The organism is Aliivibrio fischeri ATCC 7744 = JCM 18803 = DSM 507, assembly GCF_023983475.1.
GTDB classification, from domain to species: Bacteria; Pseudomonadota; Gammaproteobacteria; order Enterobacterales; family Vibrionaceae; genus Aliivibrio; species Aliivibrio fischeri.
Window position 1 is genome coordinate 861,021 of record NZ_CP092713.1, and the last position, 22,358, is coordinate 883,378.

At 35.5% G+C, this 22,358-nt stretch carries 17 protein-coding genes; 13 read left to right on the top strand and 4 right to left on the bottom strand.

Features of this window, described 5'->3' with window-relative positions:
• The first annotated feature begins 398 nt into the window (after positions 1–398).
• From AVFI_RS17330 to tssG, 13 genes are all read left to right on the top strand, one after another.
• Complete coding sequence (locus AVFI_RS17330) at positions 399–917, top strand: Hcp family type VI secretion system effector (protein ID WP_012535131.1); 519 nt, start codon at positions 399–401, stop codon at positions 915–917.
• Positions 918–986: 69 nt separating this feature from the next.
• Entirely contained in the window at positions 987–3,065 is a 2,079-nt protein-coding gene (tssI, locus tag AVFI_RS17335) for a type VI secretion system Vgr family protein (RefSeq protein WP_054775927.1), read from the top strand.
• A 97-nt stretch (positions 3,066–3,162) separates the two neighbouring features.
• On the top strand, positions 3,163–3,546 hold the full coding sequence (locus AVFI_RS17340) for a hypothetical protein (protein ID WP_236782076.1): 384 nt from the start codon (positions 3,163–3,165) through the stop codon (positions 3,544–3,546).
• A gap of 8 nt (positions 3,547–3,554) precedes the next feature.
• Entirely contained in the window at positions 3,555–4,880 is a 1,326-nt protein-coding gene (locus AVFI_RS17345; RefSeq protein WP_188863756.1) for a hypothetical protein, read from the top strand.
• Positions 4,861–5,838, top strand: a complete 978-nt coding sequence (locus AVFI_RS17350) for a DUF2169 family type VI secretion system accessory protein (protein WP_012535636.1) — start codon at positions 4,861–4,863, stop codon at positions 5,836–5,838. The genes AVFI_RS17345 and AVFI_RS17350 overlap by 20 nt, the downstream gene beginning before the upstream one ends.
• The gene (locus AVFI_RS17355) at positions 5,838–6,779 is read left to right on the top strand and encodes a hypothetical protein (protein WP_065640096.1); all 942 of its coding nucleotides are present in this window, start codon (positions 5,838–5,840) and stop codon (positions 6,777–6,779) included. Before AVFI_RS17350 ends, AVFI_RS17355 begins: the two co-directional genes overlap by 1 nt.
• Before the next feature lie 153 nt (positions 6,780–6,932).
• Positions 6,933–8,918 (top strand): serine/threonine protein kinase, encoded by a 1,986-nt coding sequence (locus tag AVFI_RS17360; protein ID WP_188863755.1) that lies wholly within the window; start codon positions 6,933–6,935, stop codon positions 8,916–8,918.
• A 1-nt stretch (position 8,919) separates the two neighbouring features.
• Entirely contained in the window at positions 8,920–10,479 is a 1,560-nt protein-coding gene (tssA, locus tag AVFI_RS17365) for a type VI secretion system protein TssA (protein ID WP_188863754.1), read from the top strand.
• Between the two features lie 58 nt (positions 10,480–10,537).
• Positions 10,538–11,047 carry a type VI secretion system contractile sheath small subunit gene (tssB, locus tag AVFI_RS17370; protein WP_012535409.1) on the top strand — a complete coding sequence of 170 codons (510 nt, stop codon included), beginning with the start codon at positions 10,538–10,540 and terminating at the stop codon, positions 11,045–11,047.
• Between the two features lie 8 nt (positions 11,048–11,055).
• Positions 11,056–12,534, top strand: a complete 1,479-nt coding sequence (tssC, locus tag AVFI_RS17375; RefSeq protein WP_054775934.1) for a type VI secretion system contractile sheath large subunit — start codon at positions 11,056–11,058, stop codon at positions 12,532–12,534.
• Between the two features lie 59 nt (positions 12,535–12,593).
• Positions 12,594–13,004, top strand: a complete 411-nt coding sequence (gene tssE, locus AVFI_RS17380; RefSeq protein ID WP_012535040.1) for a type VI secretion system baseplate subunit TssE — start codon at positions 12,594–12,596, stop codon at positions 13,002–13,004.
• A 12-nt stretch (positions 13,005–13,016) separates the two neighbouring features.
• Entirely contained in the window at positions 13,017–14,765 is a 1,749-nt protein-coding gene (gene tssF / locus AVFI_RS17385; protein ID WP_188863753.1) for a type VI secretion system baseplate subunit TssF, read from the top strand.
• The gene (tssG, locus tag AVFI_RS17390; protein WP_012534801.1) at positions 14,762–15,760 is read left to right on the top strand and encodes a type VI secretion system baseplate subunit TssG; all 999 of its coding nucleotides are present in this window, start codon (positions 14,762–14,764) and stop codon (positions 15,758–15,760) included. Before tssF ends, tssG begins: the two co-directional genes overlap by 4 nt.
• Before the next feature lie 71 nt (positions 15,761–15,831).
• Here the strand turns inward: tssG and AVFI_RS17395 are convergent, their stop codons facing one another.
• The 4 genes from AVFI_RS17395 to AVFI_RS17410 form a co-directional block, all read right to left on the bottom strand.
• The gene (locus tag AVFI_RS17395) at positions 15,832–16,281 is read right to left on the bottom strand and encodes an Lrp/AsnC family transcriptional regulator (protein ID WP_012535053.1); all 450 of its coding nucleotides are present in this window, start codon (positions 16,279–16,281) and stop codon (positions 15,832–15,834) included.
• 35 nt (positions 16,282–16,316) lie between these two features.
• Entirely contained in the window at positions 16,317–19,715 is a 3,399-nt protein-coding gene (gene tssM / locus AVFI_RS17400; RefSeq protein WP_188863752.1) for a type VI secretion system membrane subunit TssM, read from the bottom strand.
• Positions 19,716–19,749: 34 nt separating this feature from the next.
• On the bottom strand, positions 19,750–21,075 hold the full coding sequence (locus tag AVFI_RS17405) for a type VI secretion system ImpA family N-terminal domain-containing protein (RefSeq protein ID WP_252653957.1): 1,326 nt from the start codon (positions 21,073–21,075) through the stop codon (positions 19,750–19,752).
• A gap of 214 nt (positions 21,076–21,289) precedes the next feature.
• Positions 21,290–22,219 carry a peptidoglycan DD-metalloendopeptidase family protein gene (locus AVFI_RS17410; RefSeq protein WP_188863750.1) on the bottom strand — a complete coding sequence of 310 codons (930 nt, stop codon included), beginning with the start codon at positions 22,217–22,219 and terminating at the stop codon, positions 21,290–21,292.
• Between the last annotated feature and the right edge of the window lie 139 nt (positions 22,220–22,358).

The window sequence follows — 22,358 nt, forward strand, 5'->3', positions numbered from 1 at the left end:
TTTTGAAAGCCTATTTATAAGGCCTAGTTTTAGATGAAATATAGATAATTAAATCTATTATTAACGTTATTATTTATACAGTGTAGTTATTATGATTTTTATTGTAGTTATAATAACTAAAATACATGTCATTATGACTTTTTTCTTATTTGATATTTATATCATCTATCATTATGTTTATTTGAAGATAGAATGTTTCTTCTATCCAATTTATTGGATAAATAAACAATAAATGGTTTCAATAAATTGTATGTAAATAGCTTTGATTTTGTAAGTTATTGATTTTAAATTACTTAAAAGTTGGCATGCCAGTTGCTATATCTTGAACACAATCGTAGTGATAAACGATTTGGTAAACTTAAACAAATTTAAATAATTATTAATGAAAGGATAATAGCATGCCAACTCCAGCATATATGTCAATTAAAGGTGAAACTCAAGGCGATATTACTAAAGATGCTTATTCAGCAGATTCAGTTGGTAACGTATGGCAAGAAGCACACGTTGATGAATTCCTTGTTCAAGAACTTGACCATGTTTTAACTGTTCCACGTGATCCTCAAAGTGGTCAACCAACTGGTCAACGTGTACACCGTCCTGTAGTTGTAACTAAACAACAAGACCGTTGTTCTCCATTACTATTTAACTCATTAGTGTCTGGTGAAAAACTTCCTGAGTGTAATATTAAATTCTACCGTACGTCGACTTCAGGTAAGCAAGAGCATTACTACACAATCAAACTGATTGATGCACTACTAGTTGATATGCAAACTCGTATGGCTCACTGCCAAGATGCTGCAATGTCTGATCGTGTAACTGAAGAAGTGCTTAAGTTTACTTACCGTGCAATTGAAGTGACTCACGAAACATGTGGCACTGCTGGTAATGACGACTGGCGTACACCACGCGAAGCGTAATCGTTTCGTAATTAATACAAGGGGCCACATTGTTGGCCCTATTTTGCATATTAGTATCAGGTAAAAGATATGGTTAGCGATATAGAATTTAAGTTTGAAGTTCTTGGCACAGAACACGAATTTCGTGTCGAGAGCTTTAATGTAGTAGAGGAGCTGTCTAAACCGTTTCATGTCAGCTTATCATTACTTTCACTTGATGCAGATATTACGTTTGATGAGTTGATCAGAAAACCTGCATTATTAAGTATATTTGGTCAAGGTGTTGGAACAGCACGCCAGTTTCATGGTGTCGTTAACGAAGTTCGTTATCTAGGTGAAGGACGTCGTTTTTCACGTTATCAAATTACGTTAGTACCACAGTTGTGGTTTTTAACGCAACGTCAAGATTGTCGTATTTTCCAAGAAAAATCCGTGGTTGATATTGTTACTGAAGTATTAGATGGTGCAACAGTAACTGATTATCGATTTGATATTTCGGCTTTATATCCGACAAAAGAATACGTTTTACAATATCGCGAAAGTGATAGTCATTTTGTACAGCGTTTGTTGGCTGAGCACGGCCTGTGGTACTACTTTGAACATACAACAGCTAATCACACAATGGTTATTGTTGATAAAAACGACGCTATTGCAGAGTTGGAAAATACTCCGTTAAACTCTTCATATGTTGGCCCTGTTATCTATCAAGCTGATGGTGGTGGTAATGCGGATAGAGAACATATCTTTGATTTAGAATCAATTAATCGAGTACGTACCGGCCATGTAACTCATACTGATTATAATTATGAACAGCCACGTATTCCTCAAAAAATGGAAAGTTCGGGACTAATTGATACTGATTTAGCTTTTTTTGATTATCCTGGACGTTATATTGAGCCGTCTCAAGGATTAGTTCGTGCTGATGAACTGATGGCTGAAAGTGTTGTTGATAATTATCAGATTGAAGCTGCAAGTAATGTAATGCGATTAATTCCGGGTTACAGTTTTATTCTAGATAAACATCCAAGAAGAGCACTTAATCGAGATTATACAATTTTGACGGTAACGCATAGTGGTTATGATCCTCAAGTTCATGAAGATGAAGCCAACGAAATGCCAACCACATATCAAAATCAGTTTAGTTGTTTACCGCGTGATATTGAGTTTAAGGCGCCTAAAATTGCTGCTCCTGTTGTTGATGGTCCACAGACTGCTGTTGTTGTCGGACCAGCAGGCGAAGAAATTTATACTGATAAGCTTGGGCGTATCAAAGTGCAATTTCATTGGGATCGTTATGGTCAAAGTGATGAGCATTCAAGTTGTTGGATCCGTGTTAGTCAGTCGATGGCTGCTCCGACATGGGGCGCTGTATATTTACCAAGAATTGGTCATGAAGTAGTCGTTGCTTTTTTAGAAGGTGATCCTGATCGTCCATTAGTTACAGGTGCGGTATATAACGGGCTTCATTACCCGCCATATTCTTTACCTGAAAATAAAACACGCACAACCTTTAGAACTCAAACTCATAAAGGAACAGGGTATAACGAGTTAAGCTTTGAAGATGAAGCTAACCAAGAAGAAGTTTATATTCACGCACAAAAAGACATGTCGACCAAAATCTTGAATAATCGCTATAGAACTATTGGTCAAGATGAGTTTTTAATTGTCGAACGTCATCAAACAAATGAAGTGAAAGGCGATCACAAAGAAACGATTGAAGGACATAAAACAACAACGGTTAATAGTACGTTTACTGAAACGGTCGAACAAGATGTAACAGTTAAATACAATGCAAATGAAACGCAATCAGTAACCAATAATTCAATATTAGATATTGGTGACAACCGTACAACAAGTATTGGTAAAAATGATGACTTGAGCGTAACAGAAAATAGTAATTTGTCTGTTGGGGCATCTCGTAATAGTGATATTTCTGCCGATGATAATCAAACCGTTGGAGGAAATTTAACGGTTTCTGTCCAAGGAAATACATCTTATAAGACCGATGGCGCAACGCAAATTATTAGTGGCAGTAAAATTGTATTGCAAACAGGAAGTTCTTCTTTAGTCATGAGCAGTGACGGCACGATTAAATTAGCAGGTAATGCGATTACTATTGAAGGTTCAAGTACCGTAACAGTGAAAGGTGGTAAGGTTGCAGTTAACTAATTCAATAGAAGTTACTGGTGCCATAGACGAAAATTCGCAAGCTGAATCATTAGCTTGCGTTCCTCGTTTTGGGAAAGTGATATCTTTACATCCAACAATGTCTGACCGTATTTACGTTGAATTTGATGGTTTAGCTACGGGCAGCACTGCTTTGGCTAAAATTGGTCGTTTATTTCGTAAATCGGAATTGAAATTCGCTATTGAAAGTGGCTTAACTTGTCGTATTGAATTTTTAAATGGTGATATTACATTGCCTGTTTTAACTGATATCTTTTTCTCGTTACTCGATGATGATCAGCCTGTCATATTAAGAGCAAAATCATTGATTATTGAAGCTGAAAATGAATTGATAGTAAGAAGTGGTGCGACGCAAACCAAATATAGCGGTCGTGATGGAAGAGTGACAACTCAAGCGAAATACATTACTTCACAAGCTGAAAAAGCGCAAAAAATTCAAGGTTCGACCATTGCAGTTAATTAGGATGATATATGAATCGATACCGCTATTTAGTTGATGATGTAAAAAAAACGCTGACAGATGCAGATAAACAGCAAGCAATTGCTGATATCGCATTAGCGCAAGAGCAATTGAGTTCTTTTTCCGAAAATATGGTTAATTTTCTTTATACAAAAGCCATTTTAGCTGCAGAGACAGCATCGTTTTATATCAAACAACAATATCGTTTTCATCAAAATGGATATCCAGCTAAAGAGATTGATTATCTTACACTTTTAGAAACTCAACTTAGCGAAATTGAAAAAGTATTTATTGCATTATTACGTATTCATCGTGGTTTTGTTTATGTTGTTTATAGTGAGTATCCGGAAGTTTTAGCGTGGTTGTGCTTAAGTAAGAATATCGAGAGTCAACATGATAACGATGAGCTAACTCTATTAGGGATCAGTATTATTGATCAGCTGGATCCTGAGTTGGCTATGTCTCTAATTCTTCGTTCGAATTCTAACCATATTCATAAACTATTAGCTCGCTTTATTGAAGGTGGAGCGAGTAAGCGCGAGCTTTATTATCGTTGTTTAGTAATAAATCAAAGTGTAAGTGTTTCATTGATTAAGCATTGGCTTGAAGACAAAAAATTACCAGAAAAGATGCTTCATTCTTATTTAGCGTTGATGAATGTAGGTAGTAGTATTGAATGGCTTCAAGAATTAACGAATGCTGATGATTTATTATTTGAAAACTTGATATTAAAAGAAGATAGAGCTACGTGGTTTAGGCAACAATATTCCGTTGATACTATTTCCTCAGAAACAGCAAATACGTATTCAAAGCTATTAACGCTTAAAGAGTTTTCATTATTTGATATAGAAAAAGAGCAAGCGGTTATCCATTTTATTTTAAGTGGGGATACTGAACTAGTGCCGTTGATTATCGAGCATCTTATGCAACTAGATGAAGTGGATGCGCAGCTTTGGTGTGAAGGTTTATTTCTTGTTTATGGCGAAGAGTTTCCATTTTCACCTTCAAAATTAGGGAATACCATTGAATGGCAAGATGCATTGCATGAAATTGTTGAGTGGCAAGAACAAATTGAGGTTGTTAAATCAGTTCCGCTTCGAATGGGGCAGAAATTAACGTTTGATTCTTCAATTAGAGCAATGAAAAGCTCTGAGTTGTCATCCAGTTTACGTGAATGGTTATGGCGAGAGCTATGTATTATGAGCCGAGTGCATTTTTATTGGCATCCTCAATTGTCTTTACAAGATCAGGAAGGCCTTTTTGATAATATTCAATCGATTCCATTAGTGAGAGAGCGATTTAATTTAAGAGGTAAGCATGCAGCTGTGGGATATTGATTCTGAGTCACCATTTACTCTAAAGGGGCGTTTTCAACGTGATTCAGAAGGTCATGAAGTTTGGGTTCTTAGTATGAAAAGAGCTTGGACTTTTTTAGATGGTAGTTGGAGCGAAGAAGTCGATAATCTCGAACTAAATGATGACCCAATTTATCTTGGTGAACCTGGTTTTTCTGCAATGGTTGCTGACCATGACTTTCCTATTTATAAAAAAAACACAGATGTATTAATTTACGGAAAGGCTCGCAGTTACGCGAAGAAACCAGTACACAGTCAATTATGTCGTGTATTGATCGATGAACATATCGATAAAACGCTTAAAGTTGTGGGTGAGAGGCATTGGGTTGATCATAGTGGCAGTATCACAGTATCTACGACTCAGTCATTTATTGAGCGTGATATTGATTATTCAAACGCTATTGGTGGTGATGAGCGAAACAGAATTGGTGGTGGAGCCGCAGAGACTAATGTTGAACTTTTAAAAGCAAAGGTTCCTTCTATTTTTTATCCAGATCAAAATTGGCAGGCAAGCAGTAAAAAAGTAAAAGTTGCTGGGTTTGGTCCAATGCCTCCATTTTTTCATGACAGAGCAAAATGGGCTGGGACGTTTGATGAAAAATGGTTTGAAGAAAGACGACCAGTTTGGCCTATAGATTTTGATGCTCGTTTTTATCAATCGGCACCGCAAGATCAGCAGTGTAATGGCTATCTACAAGGTGGTGAACGGTTAATGGTGAGTGGCTTTTGTCATAATGATGCACTGTCTTTTCGGATCCCAAGTGAAAAATTTCAAGCAGTTGCGGTCTTTAATGGCAAAGAAGAAAAAATAAATATGCCGATGTATACATTATGGATTGATACTGAAAATAAACGTATTGAGGCGACATATACAGCGGCGTTTCCTTGCCAAAATAGAGAGCATTTGTTGACATCATCATATCTAGTGGAATTGTCTTAATGAGTATATATCAACATCAATATATTTTAGACTCTGATATTGTTGTTCCTACAGGAATGAATACAGAGCTAGCCATTGCGATTGCCCGAGCCGATATTGATCGTTTTGCAACTTATGAAGACGGTAACGAAAAATATACTGTAGCGTCTTTAGAATTTGTTGATCAGACTTGTCTAATGACTAAGGTACAAGAAACACTAAATGTATTAATTACACCGCTGTTAGATAGACTGCATGTTTCATTAAAACCCTTGCCATTATTACTATCGGTTCCCCAAGAAATCTCAGAGCATGATTTGCGTAATTGGATTGATGAGAGCGATTTTTCAGATTATTTATCTAATATAAAATTCAGTAAAAATAGCGGGAATGCTTTTTTACAAGAATGCTTAAATAGTTTAGCTGAACCAGATGCAATTATGTGTATTGCTATTGATAGTCTATACGAAAAAAAAGAAGCATTAATGTCTTCTAGAGATGCAATGTCAGGGACTAATCCATGGGGAGTATTACCTAGTGAGGGAGGCGCTGGCATGGTGTTAACTAAACGGAATGTACTTGATACACTAAAACTGATACCACAAAGTAAAATCGTGTATTCACAATTTGATTGGCACTCGAGTGATAGAAGAGGTTGCGCTCGATTGATTCGTGCGGCAAGTAAACATCATGATAATTTAGGACCTATTTATAGCGATATGACAAATCAACGTGCGCATACGGAAGATTATGGTTTTGCTATTGGTGCAAGAAGTGAGGTGATCCCTTATGCTCAACAAGTAACATTAACTAATGAGTTTTGGGGAACGATTGGAGGTGGTTCAGGCATTGCTACACTAGCAACCATGAATCATTTAAGCTCAGTAGGTATACTATCTACTGCTTTTTTATTTGATCAAAATAATACTCGTTCTTTATTTATATTAAATAGAGAAAAATAAAAAGAAAAGCATGGTGTTATTTTTTCTATTTGCCTAGTCACTTTAACTAAATGTCTAGAGAAAGTGTTCGTTTTGTTTTATAGCATTGAAAAATAACACCCATACTTATTAATATTGTGTACCAATTAAATAAGTGGCTATAAAGAGTATTCAGTGTCTGAATTGCAGGGATCAACTAACGACTTTATTAATCAGTTAGTTGTTAAAGCGATCGAAAAGAAAAAAAAGAATGAACAAACATTGGCGAATAAACTAAAGCCAAGGCTAGAGCATGTCTTATTTTCACAGTTTGATGTATTAGAAACTATTGAGTCCCATAATCAGAAAACAACCTTATACCGCTTAGCAAAGAAAGATGAACCTGAAAAGCAAATCTGCTGTAAGGTATTGAATTCAGAGCAACCTGAACACGTTCTGGAGATGTTTGTAGCAGAAGCGACGCATTTAGAAGTTTCTCAACACCCAAGTATTATTGATTTCATTAAACTCGGTAATGAGTTTGAACGCCCATATTTTATGTATAAATGGGCTGAAGGGGAATCTGTAGCTGAAAAACTGACGCGCCATAAATATAAAAGTTTTCGTCATGATCACATTGCATGGTTAATTTATCAACTAGCTGGTGCATTAGAATATATTCACACCAAAGGTATTTGTCATTTAGATATCAAACCATCGAATATAATTATTTGTGAAGATGACAGTATTAAATTGATTGATTTTGGTGCTGCTCAGTATATTAATGATTCCAGAAAATATAATGAAGCCAGTCTTTCTTATGCTTCGCCTAAATATATAGAATCAGGAAAAGCGGTGCCACAAGACGATGTTTATTCAATGGCATTGTTAGTTTGCGCTTTATTTACTGGCTATTCAGATAATAACGACTGGAAAGCATTATTACAGCAGCGTAAACGTCCACATACGATTCCTAAAACGGTTTGGAATTTACTTCGTTTAGTTGTGACAAAACCAAGAACGCATGGTTTAACACCGATCTCATTTGCTCAAGCTCTTGCTCATATTGACATGAACGTAATGCAAGGAAGTCACAATGCCCCTTTGTTTACGCAGTTAAGAAATGCAGATTTAGTCCTGAGAAAAAGTAGTAAGTATGATGTTTTTCGTTTGGGTCGATTCAAGTATTTAGAAGCGAGTTTGGCTGCGTGTTTGTGCTTGATTACATTTACCGTTTTATTAAAAAGCTTTGCTTTTACGGTAGCTGATAACAATGCTGTTTCTTTATCTGATACGTCATCTCGAATAAAACCAGCACAAGCGGCTACTTTCTTATCTCAGCCTCCATGGGAAATTGAAAACGCATTGGATAATAATTCATCTGATGTTGTATCACTAGCACCATATCGTGAAGCGGTTGATGTTCAAAACAGTCAGCTACGCATTTGGTATGGACAAGAACAAGAAGAGTTAAAAAAAGAGCGTTTGAGCCAAGTGAATCAATTTACGGAACTAGATTCGATTCATAAAGATATGATTATCTTGCGTGATTATCTGGATCGCAATGTTGTTTTATCATCATCTGTAGATCGACGATTAACAAAATTAATGGCAAGCGTAAATAATCTTAAATTAGAACATCAAAAATACAATTATTCTTCGATGCTAGAAGATGAAGCGTTAGCTAAAAATGTGATGTTAGGAGACAGCAAAGGAGTCGAGGAATATATGCGTAAATCTTGGATTAAAAGCCAAGCAAACTCATATTACTACGCTTATGTTTTACCTAAACAAGTATTAAATCAAGTTATTAGTTCGGTTGATGAACATGCTAAAACGCATTTTTACAGTAAAGCGATTGATGAGATTAACGAAGCCATAAAATTGTATGGTGATACCGTTGAATTGAGTTCTAAAAAAGCGGAATTGATTGTCAAACGCAGTGAATACGTTTTATTTGGTACCGTAACAGGTGAAATGGTCTTTGAGAGTGACAAGTTAACGACTGCGTTAGAAGATCTTCATGGTGTTGCTCCTGCTCGTTTTAAAGAAGTATCCGATTTACTTAAAAAAATTGCTAAAGATTCGTTGGATAAAAGCTTTCAACAAGACACGCCAGCAGAGGGTGCGTTAGCGATTGAAAAAGCATTAAACGCTTATCAAAAAAAGGTCACTATCTAATATGACAAGTTTGAATGTTGAACTGTTATTGAAACCGATATCTGAAGCTTCGCCTACTGGTGAAGAATCAAAGTACGAGTTTTGTTATGAATTAATGGAACTGGAAATTAAAAAATTTGGCTCTTTATTTGGTGAAACCGTTGATTGGAAAGTAGTTGAGACCAATGCCATTGAAGTGTTGACTACCTATAGTAAAGATTTAAAAGCTATTTGTTACTTGGTTCGAGCACTAATTGAGCGTAATGGATTTATCGGTCTAGATGAAGGACTTAACTTACTGAAGCAAAATTTAGTTTTGTTTGGTACCGAACTATTCCCACAACGTAAACGTGCTCGTGATGGCGCAATGGAGTGGTTTGTTGCTCAATTAGAAACAACATTGCCAAAGCTTGATACTTCAACAACTAATTGGGAAAGTGTTGCTTCTTATTTACAAAGAATCAATGAAATTAGCGATCAATATCATGAGGCGTTTTCAGATTCTGATGTTGAATTTTATTTGATCACATCAGTATTAAATGGAATCTCACAACGAGTTGTTGGTGTGAGTGAAACAAATACCAACACTTCAGTAAAAATGACTAGTGAACCAGAACCACTGGTAGAAGAGACTACATCAGCGGTTACTGAAGTTAAAACACTATCACAGGTTGCGACTAAAGTACCGAAAACGGTTAATACAGTTAAACAAGAAGTTGATATTGATACAGACTTTTCTTCTCCAAGTGCCTCTAAGCGAACGTTGAAGAAAGTAGCGGAATTTATGTTGCATTCTGATATATCAACACCACTTGCTTATCGGTTACACCGTAATTGTACATGGTGTGAAGTGGATGAATTACCTCCACATGATAATGATAAAAAGACACCACTAAGCCTTGCGGTATCGCAAGATCAGTTAAGTGAATATCGAGATAAAGCCAAACAAGAAACAGAAGCAGAGGTGATTAAGCGTCTAGAAAGAACGTTAACTGATGCTCCATTTTGGCTAACTGGTCATTATTTGATGTTTCAAATGCTTACTAATTTGGATCATCACGAAGCAGCAGAAGCTGTTAAGCAAGAGACTCAGTACTTTATTTCTCAACTTGAAGGCATTGAATTATTAACCTTTGCCAATTCAACCCCATTTGCTGATGAAGAGACATTGAAATGGCTTTCTTCGAATACAACGACTACACCCGTAGCTGTTGCTGCTGTATCTGTTGACTACACAGAAGACGATAGCTTGATTGAGGGGGAAATAACGTTAGAAAATTTAGGGGAGTACGTATCACGTATTGCCCAAAACTTGGCTAGTGATCCGTCAGGACGAGGCCAATGGATGCTCCATTATAAATTAGTTAAGGCGTACCGCTTTGTTGGCTTATTGCCTCTTTGTTTGCCATATATTGAAAAAATGTGGTCGATTAAAGAAGAAATAAATCTTAGCAATTGGGAACCTCATTTATGTAATCAGCTTGACTTGTTGGTTAATGAAGTCTTATCAGAAATGTACCCCGTAAAAGAGCACATGCCTGAAAAGTACCAACAGTGGCTATCAATTAATAATACCAACTAGATTAATTAAATTATTAATAATATTGGTATCAAAATAACCAAAGAAATAAGGATGAATTATGTCACGTGATGGCTCGGTTGCTCCTAAAGAGCGTATTAATATCCGTTATGTTCCTGCAACAGGGGATGTACAAGAAGACGTTGAACTGCCACTAAGTATGATGGTTGTTGGTGACTTTACAGCTCGTACTGATGAGACTCCAATTGAAGACCGTACTCCGATTAATATCGATAAAGATAACTTTAATGATGTTATGGAAGGTTATTCTCCGAACGTTAAAGTAAATGTTGATAATAAACTTAGCGATGAAGAAGGTGCTCAGTTAGGTGTCGACTTAACGTTTAATAGCATGAAAGATTTTTCGCCAGAAGCTATCGCGAAAAGTGTACCAGAGCTGAATGGTTTACTTGAATTACGTGAAGCGTTAGTTGCTTTAAAAGGTCCATTAGGCAATGTTCCTGCATTCCGTAAGAAAATTGCAGCAGTACTTCAAGATGAAGAAGCACGACAAAAATTATTAGAAGAGCTAAATATTGGTTCGGCTAAAGAAGAAGCTAAGGCTGAATAGAGGGTATTATGACAGCAGAAGCACAAGCTCCAGAGCAAGAAGCAGCACTCGTTGAGTCTGGTTCATTACTAGATAGTATTCTTAATGAAACTCGTTTAAAACCAAGTGATGAAGGTTTTGATGTTGCTAAGCGCGGCGTAGAAGCGTTCATTGGTGAGTTACTAAGTACAAATACATCAGATAAAGTCGACCAGTCGCTAGTTGATTTAATGATTTCTGAAATTGATCAGAAATTATCAAAGCAAGTTGATGCAATTTTACATAATGAAGAAGTTCAAGCAATTGAATCAACTTGGCGTGGCCTAAAGTACTTGGTCGATCATACTGATTTCCGTGAAAATATTCAGATTGAATTGATTTCAGCGAAAAAAGATGAAGTCTTAGATGATTTTGAAGATGCTCCAGAAGTAGTTAAATCTGGCCTTTATAAGCAAATTTATACTCGTGAATACGGTCAATTTGGTGGTAAACCTGTTGGTGCCGTTATCTGTGACTTCCAAATGTCAGCATCATCTCCTGATATTAAACTAATGGAATACATGGCTAACGTTGGTGCAATGTCACATGCCCCATTTATTACGTCAGCGTCGGCTAAATTCTTCGGACTAGACAGTTATGAAGAATTACCAAACTTAAAAGATCTTAAGTCTGTATTTGAAGGCCCACAATACACGAAATGGCGTGGATTCCGTGAACATGAAGATGCACGTTATGTTGGTCTTTGTACTTCTCGTATGATGCTTCGTACTCCTTACTCAGTAGAAGATAATCCAATCAAAGCATTTGATTATAATGAACACGTAAAAGATGGTCATGATAACTATTTATGGGGTAATTCAGCTTACGCAATGGCATCTAAGATCAGTGAATCTTTTGCTAAGTATCGTTGGTGTCCAAACATCATTGGTCCACAAAGTGGCGGTACCGTATCTGATCTTCCAGTATATAACTACGAGTCAATGGGACAAATTGAAACTAAGATCCCAACAGAGATCTTAATTTCAGACCGTCGTGAATACGAGCTAGCAGAAGAGGGCTTTATTGCGCTTACTATGCGTAAAGGTTCTGATAATGCAGCATTCTTCTCTGCAAACTCGGTACAAAAAGCAAAAGTATTCCCGAATACGCCAGAAGGTCAGCAAGCTGAAATGAACTATAAATTAGGTATTCAATTACCTTACATGTTCATTATTAACCGTTTAGCACACTACATTAAAGTGCTTCAACGCGAACAGATTGGTTCATGGAAAGAACGTTCTGATTTAGAAATCGAGCTAAACAAATGGATCCGTCAATACGTTTCTGATCAAGAGAATCCGCCAGCAGAAGTACGTGGTCGTCGACCTCTACGTGCTGCAAAAGTGGAAGTATCTGAAGTTGAAGGCGATCCAGGTTGGTACAAAGTATCAATGTCAGTTCGTCCACACTTTAAGTACATGGGGGCGAGTTTTGATTTATCTCTAGTTGGAAAATTGGATCAAAACTAATTTGCTGTGCATTTATAAGCGATCAGATTTCTGATCGCTTATTTTTTTAAGAAGAAATTATGGAAAAAGGTTATCGATTACTTGAGCGAATTGAATTAGGTGAACCAAAAAATTGTTACGAAAAAGTCGTTTCACATAAGCATTTAATTGAATCTATTCATCTCCACCTTGCTGATTTACTTAATACTCACGCAGGAAACGCGATGATAGATAACGATTATGGATTACCTGATTTTAATGATGTGTTGTCCAATAACACCAATTTAGTTCGTAATATTCAACAGAATATTAAAGTGTCTATCGAAAAGTTTGAACCAAGAATGCGTAATGTTGAGGTTCATTATCGTCATGATAACAATAATCCACTTCAACTCGGTTTTGGCATCGGTGGAGAAGTGATTCATAACGGTGGTAAAGTCCCAATGGCGATCAATATCTTTATGGGCGTCGACGGTCAGTTTAATGTGTAGTAGGAGTTAATAGTGAGCAATAGCAAATATTTTCAAGATGAGCTTACTTATCTAAAAGAAGCCGGCAGTGAATTTGCAAAGTATCATCCTAAACTGACGCACTTTTTATCTGAAGGTACATTTGATCCTGATGTTGAACGCTTATTAGAAGGCTTTGCTTTTTTAACTGGCCGTGTTCGTGAAAAAATTGATGATGAATTGCCAGAATTAACCCAGTCACTTATTTCTCTTCTCTGGCCACATTACATGCGATCTGTGCCTTCAATGTGCATCAGTGAATTGGTTCCTCATTCAGGTAGTGTGACTGAAAAAATTATTGTTGAACGTGGTGCAGAAATGGCAAGTGAGCAAGTGGAAGGGACGCAGTGTCAATTCCGAACTTGCTATGATGTTGCTTTATACCCGTTGTCTATTCAACAAATAGAGCAGAACAACAGTCGAACTAACTCATCTCTGCATCTGACGATTGCAGCGAACAATGGTTTAGAGCTATCAAGAATTAAATTAGATACACTACGGTTTCACTTACATGGTGAACAACATATTACTCGCAGCTTATATTTATGGCTTTTTCGCTATCTAGAATATGTTGAATTAGATGTTGGTGGTGGATATAAGCACCGTCTACGTGCTGATCAAGTTATTCCTGTTGGATTTGGGGATGATGAAGGAATATTGCCATACAGTAAAAACTCTTTTTCAGGGTATCGCTTATTACAAGAATATTTTTCTTTGCCTGATAAATTCATGTTTTTTGATTTAAAAGGACTTGAATGGTTAGGTGGTATACCACAAAGAAGTACAGTTAAGATCTCTTTTGCGTTTTCTAGAGCACTTCCATCAGAAGTTATTGTTAAAAATAAACATTTTAAATTACATTGTACACCTAGTGTCAACCTATTTGAAAAAGATGGTGATCCAATTCGACTTGATCATCAATTAAATGAATATAGAGTGCGTCCTCAGAGCTCAAATCAAGAACATTATGAAGTGTATTCTGTTGAAAGCGTTGAAAGCTGGAGTAAGGCTGAGCGTTGTCGTAAAAAATTAATTGAATTTGAATCTTTTGAGCATCAAATAAACCAAAGAGATAAGCGTGATTTTTATAAAACGAAAGTCAGTGAGCGTATTAATGGCCGAGGTTTAGAGCGTTATATTTCATTCCACTCGCATAACAATCAAGTATCTGAACTTGGTTCAGAAACTGTATTGATGAAGTTGGTGTGCAGTAATGCTGACTTATCTGAGCGTTTATCCGTTGGTGATATTATCTATACAACACATAAATCACCAACGTATGCCACGTTTTCAAATATAACGAAGCCTACTCAGTCAGTAAGTCCACAAGTTAATGGTGAACTACAATGGCAACTGATTGCGAATATGTCACTTAACTATCTGTCATTAGCGAATATAGATGTACTGAAAGTTTTATTGTCTACCTATGACTATCAATCGCGTGTAGATAGACAGGCTCATAGGGCTTCTATACACCGCTTAGATGGTATTAAGTCAGCCACCATGTCGCCTACAGACCGTATATTTAGAGGTGTTGCAATACGTGGTGTAAAATTTAAAGTTGGAATGAACTCTTCTTATTTTGTTAATGAAGGTGATATGTATTTGTTAGCAAGTATTTTAAATGAATTTATACGCTTATATTCAAGTATCAATTCCTTCACTGAACTTGAAGTGATAGATGAACATACTGGTGAGATGTATGACTGGCCAAGTCTAAGTGGGCAGCAAACTATATTATGATTCAATATATTGTTAATAAACCATGTGATTATAGCTTCTTTCAAGCGGTCTCTTTACTTGAAAAGCACTATCAGAATTTATCGGGTATTGAATATAAAGCTATTGGTGAGAATCAATACGTAAAGAATGAATATATTCAATTTAGCGTATCTCCAAAACTTAGTTTCCCTAAAAGTGATATTGAATTTATTACTGAATTTGAGCGTAACGATGCGACTTATACACAAATAGAAGTTAACTTTATGGGGCTGCATGGTGTGAGTTCGCCATTACCGGCTTCGTATACGGAAAAGTTAGCAGGAAGAGATCCTGACGATAATCCTGTAAAAGAGTTTTTCGATTTTTTCCATCATAGATACATAAGTATGCTTTATCGAGTATGGAAAAAATATCGATATCATATTCAATATAAGAGTGATGCTAAGGATCCTTTTTCTGGGCGCTTATTGCATTTAGTTGGATTATCTAGCGTAATTCAAGAAAGTAATGAAGTTGATTTAGACAGGGCGAAATTACTTTCCTATGTTAATCAACTTTCGACGCGTACACGTTCACCAAAACTTGTTTCTGGTATCGTTTCCCATTACTTTTCGCTCTCAAATGTATACATAGAAGAATGGGTATACAGACGGATTACTATTGCGGTTTCTCAACGAAATTGTCTTAACCGAAAGAATTGTCAATTAGGTGGAGATTTTCACTTAGGTCAAAGTATGGCTGATTTAACGGGGAAATTTAATCTGTGTATTGATGATATTGATTTTGATACCTATGTAAAATTTTTACCCGGTGGTGCGTTACATGAAACGTTGATTGGACTGATGAAATTTATTTTATGCGATCCAATGGCGTGGGACCTAAAGCTTACTGTACGAAATAAATCATTACCTATAAATCAATTAGGTGATGGTTTGGGAAATGAGCTTGGACAAACATTTTGGCTAGGATCGGCAAAAGGAGAGGAAACGAAAATTAAAATAGTAGGCAGTAACTAAAGGTGTAGAAAACGATTAATAAGTTGGCGCTTATTCATCGCTTCCTACACCTGGTTAAATAGTGAAAAAACTTATCGACACACTGGCTGGTGCAACACGATGGTATTTTTCACTTCTTTTATGCCCGATAACGATTCGATTTCACTACATAAGTAATGAATTCGGTGTAAATCGGGCGCTTCAATTAAACAGATAATATCGTAAGTTCCTCCAACAATACTCGTCATCTTCACTTCTGGAATTTCCTTTAATCCATCAGAGACGCTGTCTTTTTGTCCTTTATTGCATGAGATAAGCAAATAAGATGATGCATTTTCATCTTTATTTCCCATGCGGATTTGCGCTGTATATCCTTTAATGATCCCCGTTTTCTCAAGTCGGTTTATACGTTCAGCAACCGCTGTTCGTGATAAACCTACATTACGCGAAAGATTCGCAATAGACTCTCTACCGTTTGATAATAGATTAGAAATAATTCTTCTATCTAATTTATCCAAGCCTTGTAGATTCATGTTTGACATGTTGTTCCCTGCCTTTATAGGTGGTGTCTTTATATTTATTTTTTGTTTATTACTTCTGGTAGCTTAAAGTTTGCAAGCTCAGCGAAAGTAAAAGGGTTGTTTTGTGTCAAAGGCGTAAATAGCATGCTTATGTCACGTCCTGACACATTTATATGACTCACAAAATTTGTATTTGTAATGTCAGATAAGGTTGATTCGCCTAGTAGGCGATAAATAGCCCATTGACCATTTTTAGATAAAGTGTGCTGCTTTCCTTCATCAGTCACATCTTGCAGGGTAAATTTAACTTCAAAATCACCACCTTTTGGTGGCCACTGAAGTTCTTGTACCTTACTTGGTCCATGGTAGTAGCTCATAATTGTGCTGCCAAAGTTAATATTGGCTCTAATGGCACTTGAATCTAAGTCGATGACTTTCGCATTAAAAGGAATAAATACCTTATTTGTACTTTTGTTGATCATCGTATTACGAATAATATTGTAGTTTTTCAATTGAACTAAAAATTGAGGAGATAAATACATTATTTGTCCATCAACGCGTTTAGCTGTCCACAAATTAATGTCATAAAATGGTGCTAAGTTATCTTTAATAAATACATCGAGTACACCGCCAGTTGCAAATAACTGTTCAAAATCTTCAAGAGAAATTTCCTCTGTAGCTGAAGTATTAAATGGATAACGATTTAATCCTGTAGCTTTAAAAATACTATAAACTTCGCTATACCAACGAGTTTGAATCCCTTTCGTTGCCTCTACGATCATTACTGACCAAGTTTGGTTTACAATATCTAATAGCCAGCTTCGTACCGGCTCTGGTGATTTTTGTGCGATTTGTTTTAATCGTACTAATGGATCAGCCTCAGCTCTGTTCATTCGAGCTCTAGCTGCATCTAAGGCCGCTTGATGTACGTTAGGCGAATCAGCTATATCTTTTACATATGTTCTTACTTGGTTTAATGAAGCAACAATATCATCCCATGGAGTAGGTGAGTTTTTTGTCTCACTGATTTGTAGCTGGTTAAGCAAAGTGAAGGCTTGTTCTACGCGAGACATTAAAACGTAGTCAGGCTCTATAATCTCTTTAACTGCATCCGTTGCTGTTTCTAAAGCGCCTTTTAGATCTTTTTTTGCATCCATCAAAGAAGTGATGTCAGCCGTTGAGGAAAACTGTGTGTTCGAATACAGTTGTTTTAATACGGTCGTCATCGGAGATGATGGTCCAGAAATAAGATCGATTGCATTATTCAGATCGTAAATGTTTGAAAAATTCTTAATCTTTAATTCACTTAATGCATTACGCCAATAGTTAATGTAATCATCAGTGTATTTTTTACGAACATCACTTTTAAAATCTTTTTGTTCATCATCAGTAGGGATGATGTGTTGAGATAAACCAAGCACCCAGTTATCAGCAATAACGCGTTTTGATAAAAGGTCAATGTGCGGACGATAGAATGAACTAAAACCAGATGCGGTATATACCTTGCTAATTTGCAAATTATTATCATTAGTTGGTTTTTCAAAAATGTTAGTAAAATCAAAACCAACAGCTCTTTGAATGTCTAATGTATCTAAATCAATGCTTTTCGCTTGATCTAAAATTTGAGCATAGACTAAATCAACATTTGACTTTGCCAATAGACTACGACGGGTAGCACGAACGAGATCCATATTTATATCAATAGGAGCAAATTGAGTTCTGAAATACGCATCAAGATAGCTCATGGTATTTTGTATTGTGATTGAGTCATTACTTAACGTTGATAACACATCAAATGTTTGCTGTTTTAAATAAGGAATGTCACGCTTACTTGGATCATTCAGCATCAAATACCCTTTTAATAAAGGTAATGACGTAGAAACTGAATTCTGATTTTTAGTCAATAAATTCTCATAGCCTTCAGAAATGACAGGCATTAAAAATTCGTCAATTTGCGCAATTAGAGCATTATATGCAATTTTTGTTGTAGGCTCTAAACGACTTACTTTCATGGTTAGAATTTCTTCATCTAACGCATGATTTCCATTTAACCATGCTGAATAGGTTGGTGAGATTGCTTTTTGAGCATTTACTAATTTTGCTGTGAAATCTTTACTGTGATAATCACTAAGATTGGTATCTTCAACTTGAATTAATTGGTTAATAACTCGTAAATTACTATCAAGTGCTTGGAATAAGAAATATCCACCGCTAGTAAGTAGGATAGCTGAAACAGTAAAAGCGATACGACTATGTTGCTGAATACGTTTTAAATAATGCTGGTTTTCAGCAGAATAATCAGATTCAGGCAACACCTTAGCATCGACTAAGAAACGGGTAAAATAAGGCGTCTCAGTTAATTGTCCGTGCTCAGATGCAATAATCGGTAAATTGAAATAGTTGCTACAGCTTTTCGCTAGTAAGTTATATTTTCGGCCACCTTGTAAACTCGAACTAAAAAACACTTCACGAATATCAATGGAGTAAGTACCTTGATTTAATTCGTTTAATCGTTCGATTATGCGAGATATTTCTTTCTCACACAGTTCAAATTGTTTAGGAAAAGCTAAGATTGTCTGCTTTTCATCAGGATTATTAGTATACGATGATGAGTCAAGGGCATTTGATTCCATTACTTTCACTATGTTTTTATAGCTGTCGCGGAAATAATCTAAAATTGCACCTTTCGCGTCTTTGAGCGGAATAGCTAAAAACTCAACGCTCGATTTAAGAGGGCTGAAGTGAATGTATTCTTTAAAACCTTCCAATTTATCTAACTTGGTCATAATAAGGTACAGAGGTAATGTTGCACCTGTTGTTTCTTTTATAGATTCCAGTCGTTGGAGTAGGGCGTTTAATGTGTAATCAGTTTGTTCATCGTCATGTACGATTAAAAATTCAAAGTCAATCAATAGCATACAGCCCGCAAAAGGTTTACGAGGTTTATGTTTGATCACTTCATTAATTAAAGCATCCCACAGCAAGCTATCATTACTTGATATTTCTTGAAAAGTTAGTCGATGGTTAGGCTTGATGTATACAGCTGAATCTGATTCTGACCATTCAAAGAAATCATTTTTAACGTTTTTTACTTTATCCATTGGTTTAATGGCGTTTGAAACATTTAAGAATTGATTTTTACCCGATCCTTTATTACCAAGAACAAGATACACTGGTTTCTTTCCTGCTTTATGAAGCAGAGGCTTTAAAACCATAGATAGTGTATCTTCTTCTGTTTCGATATTTTGGTGGCTTTTGTTTTTACGCTTTTTTATGTAAAGAGTCAGGTTAAAAATAGCGTAGATGGAAAAAATTATACCAAGCATCCCCCATAATAAACGTAGGTCTGCTTGATTGAACCATAAGTAATATACACCAACTAAAAGTAATGCAAAAAATGCTGAAATTACTGTTGATAAAATGAAAGGTGTTCTAGCCAAAGTATTTTTAATCATAATTATTTTTTATATTGTTTAAATTTAAGCCAACTTACTGCTGAATGTTTTTTCGTATTGTATTCAATTTGTGTTGATAAACATTAAGTAAATATTGAGTGCGATCTAGCTCTTCTAATGAGTTTTGTTTTTCAGCGTATTCAATTCTTCCTAATAAAGGGAAGAGTGAATTACTGTAACTGTATGCTTTAACAATATTTTCGTCTGAATTATGATTTTTTGCATTGGCAAATATCGTCCTTGATTTAAGAAAACGTTGATGGATATCACTGTATTCATTTTCAAAATCAGCACGTTGCTGATTGAATTCATATTCTAATTTTTTGACTGCAGCAGAATCAGGGTATAAATTTTTTAAACTATGATTCAATGTTTCTAGTTCGTTGATTTTATCGACTTTTGTTGAGGTAACCTCCCAGTCTTTGTTTAAATGTAACGCTTGTTTGATTAGTGCTGTCTTTACGTATTGTTTAAGATCATCTTCCTTATTCTCTAGTTGAGATATTAAAGGGTTAATGGTCGTTAAGTCAGCTTTTTGGATATTAATAAGTAACGTGCTTTTTTGATTATCTGCGTATAAAAAGTGCCCAAACAATAATGTCAAAATAAAGATAAATGCTAGCGAAATCGTTACCATTGGCTTTATATTTTTATCTTTTGCGGTATGAGTCATTGTAGGCTGAACTGTCTGTTTACTCTCATCTCTTGGTGGGAGAGATACATTAACGTTAATACCAGAATTATTTTGTTTTTCTATAGCTTCTTTTTTGAGACGCTGTTCTTCGAGACTTAATTTTGTTGCCTGAATTTCTTCGATCCATTGTGAGAAGATACGACGAATTGCACCGAGGGAAGGGCTTTTGTTCCCGTAGTGAGAACGAAGCTCTTCTTCTATCTTTAATGTTAATTTATGCCCAGTTTCGATAAGCACTAGATCAGTAGGGGATATTTTTAATGTTTTTTGTTTTTTTATGGCGTGTTCAGTTAACCACTCAAATGCACCCATTCGAGCAATAGTTTTATTTACATCAGGGTATCCTGAATGCCAATAAATAACGCAGATATCTAATAGAGCGTTTAAGCCATTAACTAACCCTTTTAATCCATCAATATGGGTTGCTGAAACAGTGTAATAACAAGCGCATCTAATATCCTTACTCTCAGATTCTAAAATGCTTTTTGAAAGTTTGAATACATGTTTCCAAGATATCTTAGACGTAACCGTATTTAATTTGTTAACTTCACGCTTAATTTCTGAGAAATCATCCAGTGAATTTGGGTTTATACCTGAAGGCATTTCTATAGATATTGGGCGTCGTGCAAAATCTGAAAGATTCATATTAAACTTTAAACCTAGCATTCTATATTTATTGAGGTTTATATTTTTCACCTCTATTTATAATATGGCGTGATTGTACTCCTAAATATAAAAAATCCCATAAAAAAAGCAGTATTTAATAGTCATTTACTCTAATTGTGATCTTGCGCAAGTTGATACAGGTGTGTCAAAAATAATAAAACTCAAAGTCATTCATAGTAGTTATGTTAATTTGGTTTGATATTTGGAACTAAGATCATACTTCTTTTAATATTTTTGTTATTAGTGTTTTAGATAAGTTTATGCATTTTAATAGTTTTTTCTGATTTTTATTATTAAGTGGCATTTCTATATCATTATGTAGCTTTGTGAAATCTTGTGGAATATTATTAACAATATATTCAAAATGTAAGTGAGGTCCTGTTGTTCTGCCTGAATTGCCTGTCTTTCCTATTATCTCTCCTTTATATACATGGTCTCCTTTATTTACGTATCTATCATTAAGGTGAAGGTATCGTGTTGTTATGCCATTGTTATGCTTAATCGATATAAAATTGCCTGCAAGAGGATGGTATTCTGATTTAGAAACAATACCCTTAGAAACAGACATTACAGGAGTTCCTATTGGTGTTGCGTAATCAGTTCCTACATGTGCTTGAACAATACCAACGACAGGGTGTTTACGTTTATTAGAGAAATGAGAACTAATTCGAAATAGGTTTCCAGTTGGTAAAATGAGTTTATTAGAAGACAAGTTAACTCCTAACTCATTGTAGTATATGCCATTTTCTGCAAGTTGGATCGTGTGGGGTCGATTGTTTTCTGTGTAGAAAAATGAACGGATATGAGATGTGTTTTTATCTAAAACAATTGAGTATGGTGTGCCATCTTCAATTCCATCAATAAAGTTAACGCTATAATGTAATGCCTCTGTAAAAGAAAATATCTGTTTACTCGTTAACCCTGCATTTAGTGCAGAACTAAAAAATGAATCTTTTATTGTCCCATTTATAACCAGATTATCAGGTTTTTGTTTTTCCTTATCGGAAACGTTTTTTTGAGATGAAGTAGAAATTTGGGAGGCATTTGTAATGCCTGAATGATTAGATGAAAAATATAATAGAGAAATAGATAAAATAATAAATGCAAGATTGATACTAATAAAAGTAAGGTATTTCAACTTCATCTTTTGATCTTAACTGGAAAATGAAGGTATTCTACACTATTTATTTTAATTATGAAGTGGGTGTGTATTGGATAATATGACGGTCGTTTTTGTTATTAAGTTTTCATTATTGAATGTGCAATAGTTAAAATGACTATCT

Coding starts and splice junctions, on each gene's coding strand:
- tssB (WP_012535409.1), top strand. CDS start 10,538: ATGTCACGTGATGGCTCGGTTGCTCCTAAAGAGCGTATTAATATCCGT.
- tssC (WP_054775934.1), top strand. CDS start 11,056: ATGACAGCAGAAGCACAAGCTCCAGAGCAAGAAGCAGCACTCGTTGAG.
- tssI (WP_054775927.1), top strand. CDS start 987: ATGGTTAGCGATATAGAATTTAAGTTTGAAGTTCTTGGCACAGAACAC.
- AVFI_RS17350 (WP_012535636.1), top strand. CDS start 4,861: ATGCAGCTGTGGGATATTGATTCTGAGTCACCATTTACTCTAAAGGGG.
- AVFI_RS17395 (WP_012535053.1), bottom strand. CDS start 16,281: ATGTCAAACATGAATCTACAAGGCTTGGATAAATTAGATAGAAGAATT.
- AVFI_RS17330 (WP_012535131.1), top strand. CDS start 399: ATGCCAACTCCAGCATATATGTCAATTAAAGGTGAAACTCAAGGCGAT.
- tssM (WP_188863752.1), bottom strand. CDS start 19,715: ATGATTAAAAATACTTTGGCTAGAACACCTTTCATTTTATCAACAGTA.
- tssG (WP_012534801.1), top strand. CDS start 14,762: ATGATTCAATATATTGTTAATAAACCATGTGATTATAGCTTCTTTCAA.
- AVFI_RS17405 (WP_252653957.1), bottom strand. CDS start 21,075: ATGCTAGGTTTAAAGTTTAATATGAATCTTTCAGATTTTGCACGACGC.
- AVFI_RS17345 (WP_188863756.1), top strand. CDS start 3,555: ATGAATCGATACCGCTATTTAGTTGATGATGTAAAAAAAACGCTGACA.
- tssA (WP_188863754.1), top strand. CDS start 8,920: ATGACAAGTTTGAATGTTGAACTGTTATTGAAACCGATATCTGAAGCT.
- AVFI_RS17355 (WP_065640096.1), top strand. CDS start 5,838: ATGAGTATATATCAACATCAATATATTTTAGACTCTGATATTGTTGTT.
- AVFI_RS17340 (WP_236782076.1), top strand. CDS start 3,163: ATGTCTGACCGTATTTACGTTGAATTTGATGGTTTAGCTACGGGCAGC.
- AVFI_RS17410 (WP_188863750.1), bottom strand. CDS start 22,219: ATGAAGTTGAAATACCTTACTTTTATTAGTATCAATCTTGCATTTATT.
- tssE (WP_012535040.1), top strand. CDS start 12,594: ATGGAAAAAGGTTATCGATTACTTGAGCGAATTGAATTAGGTGAACCA.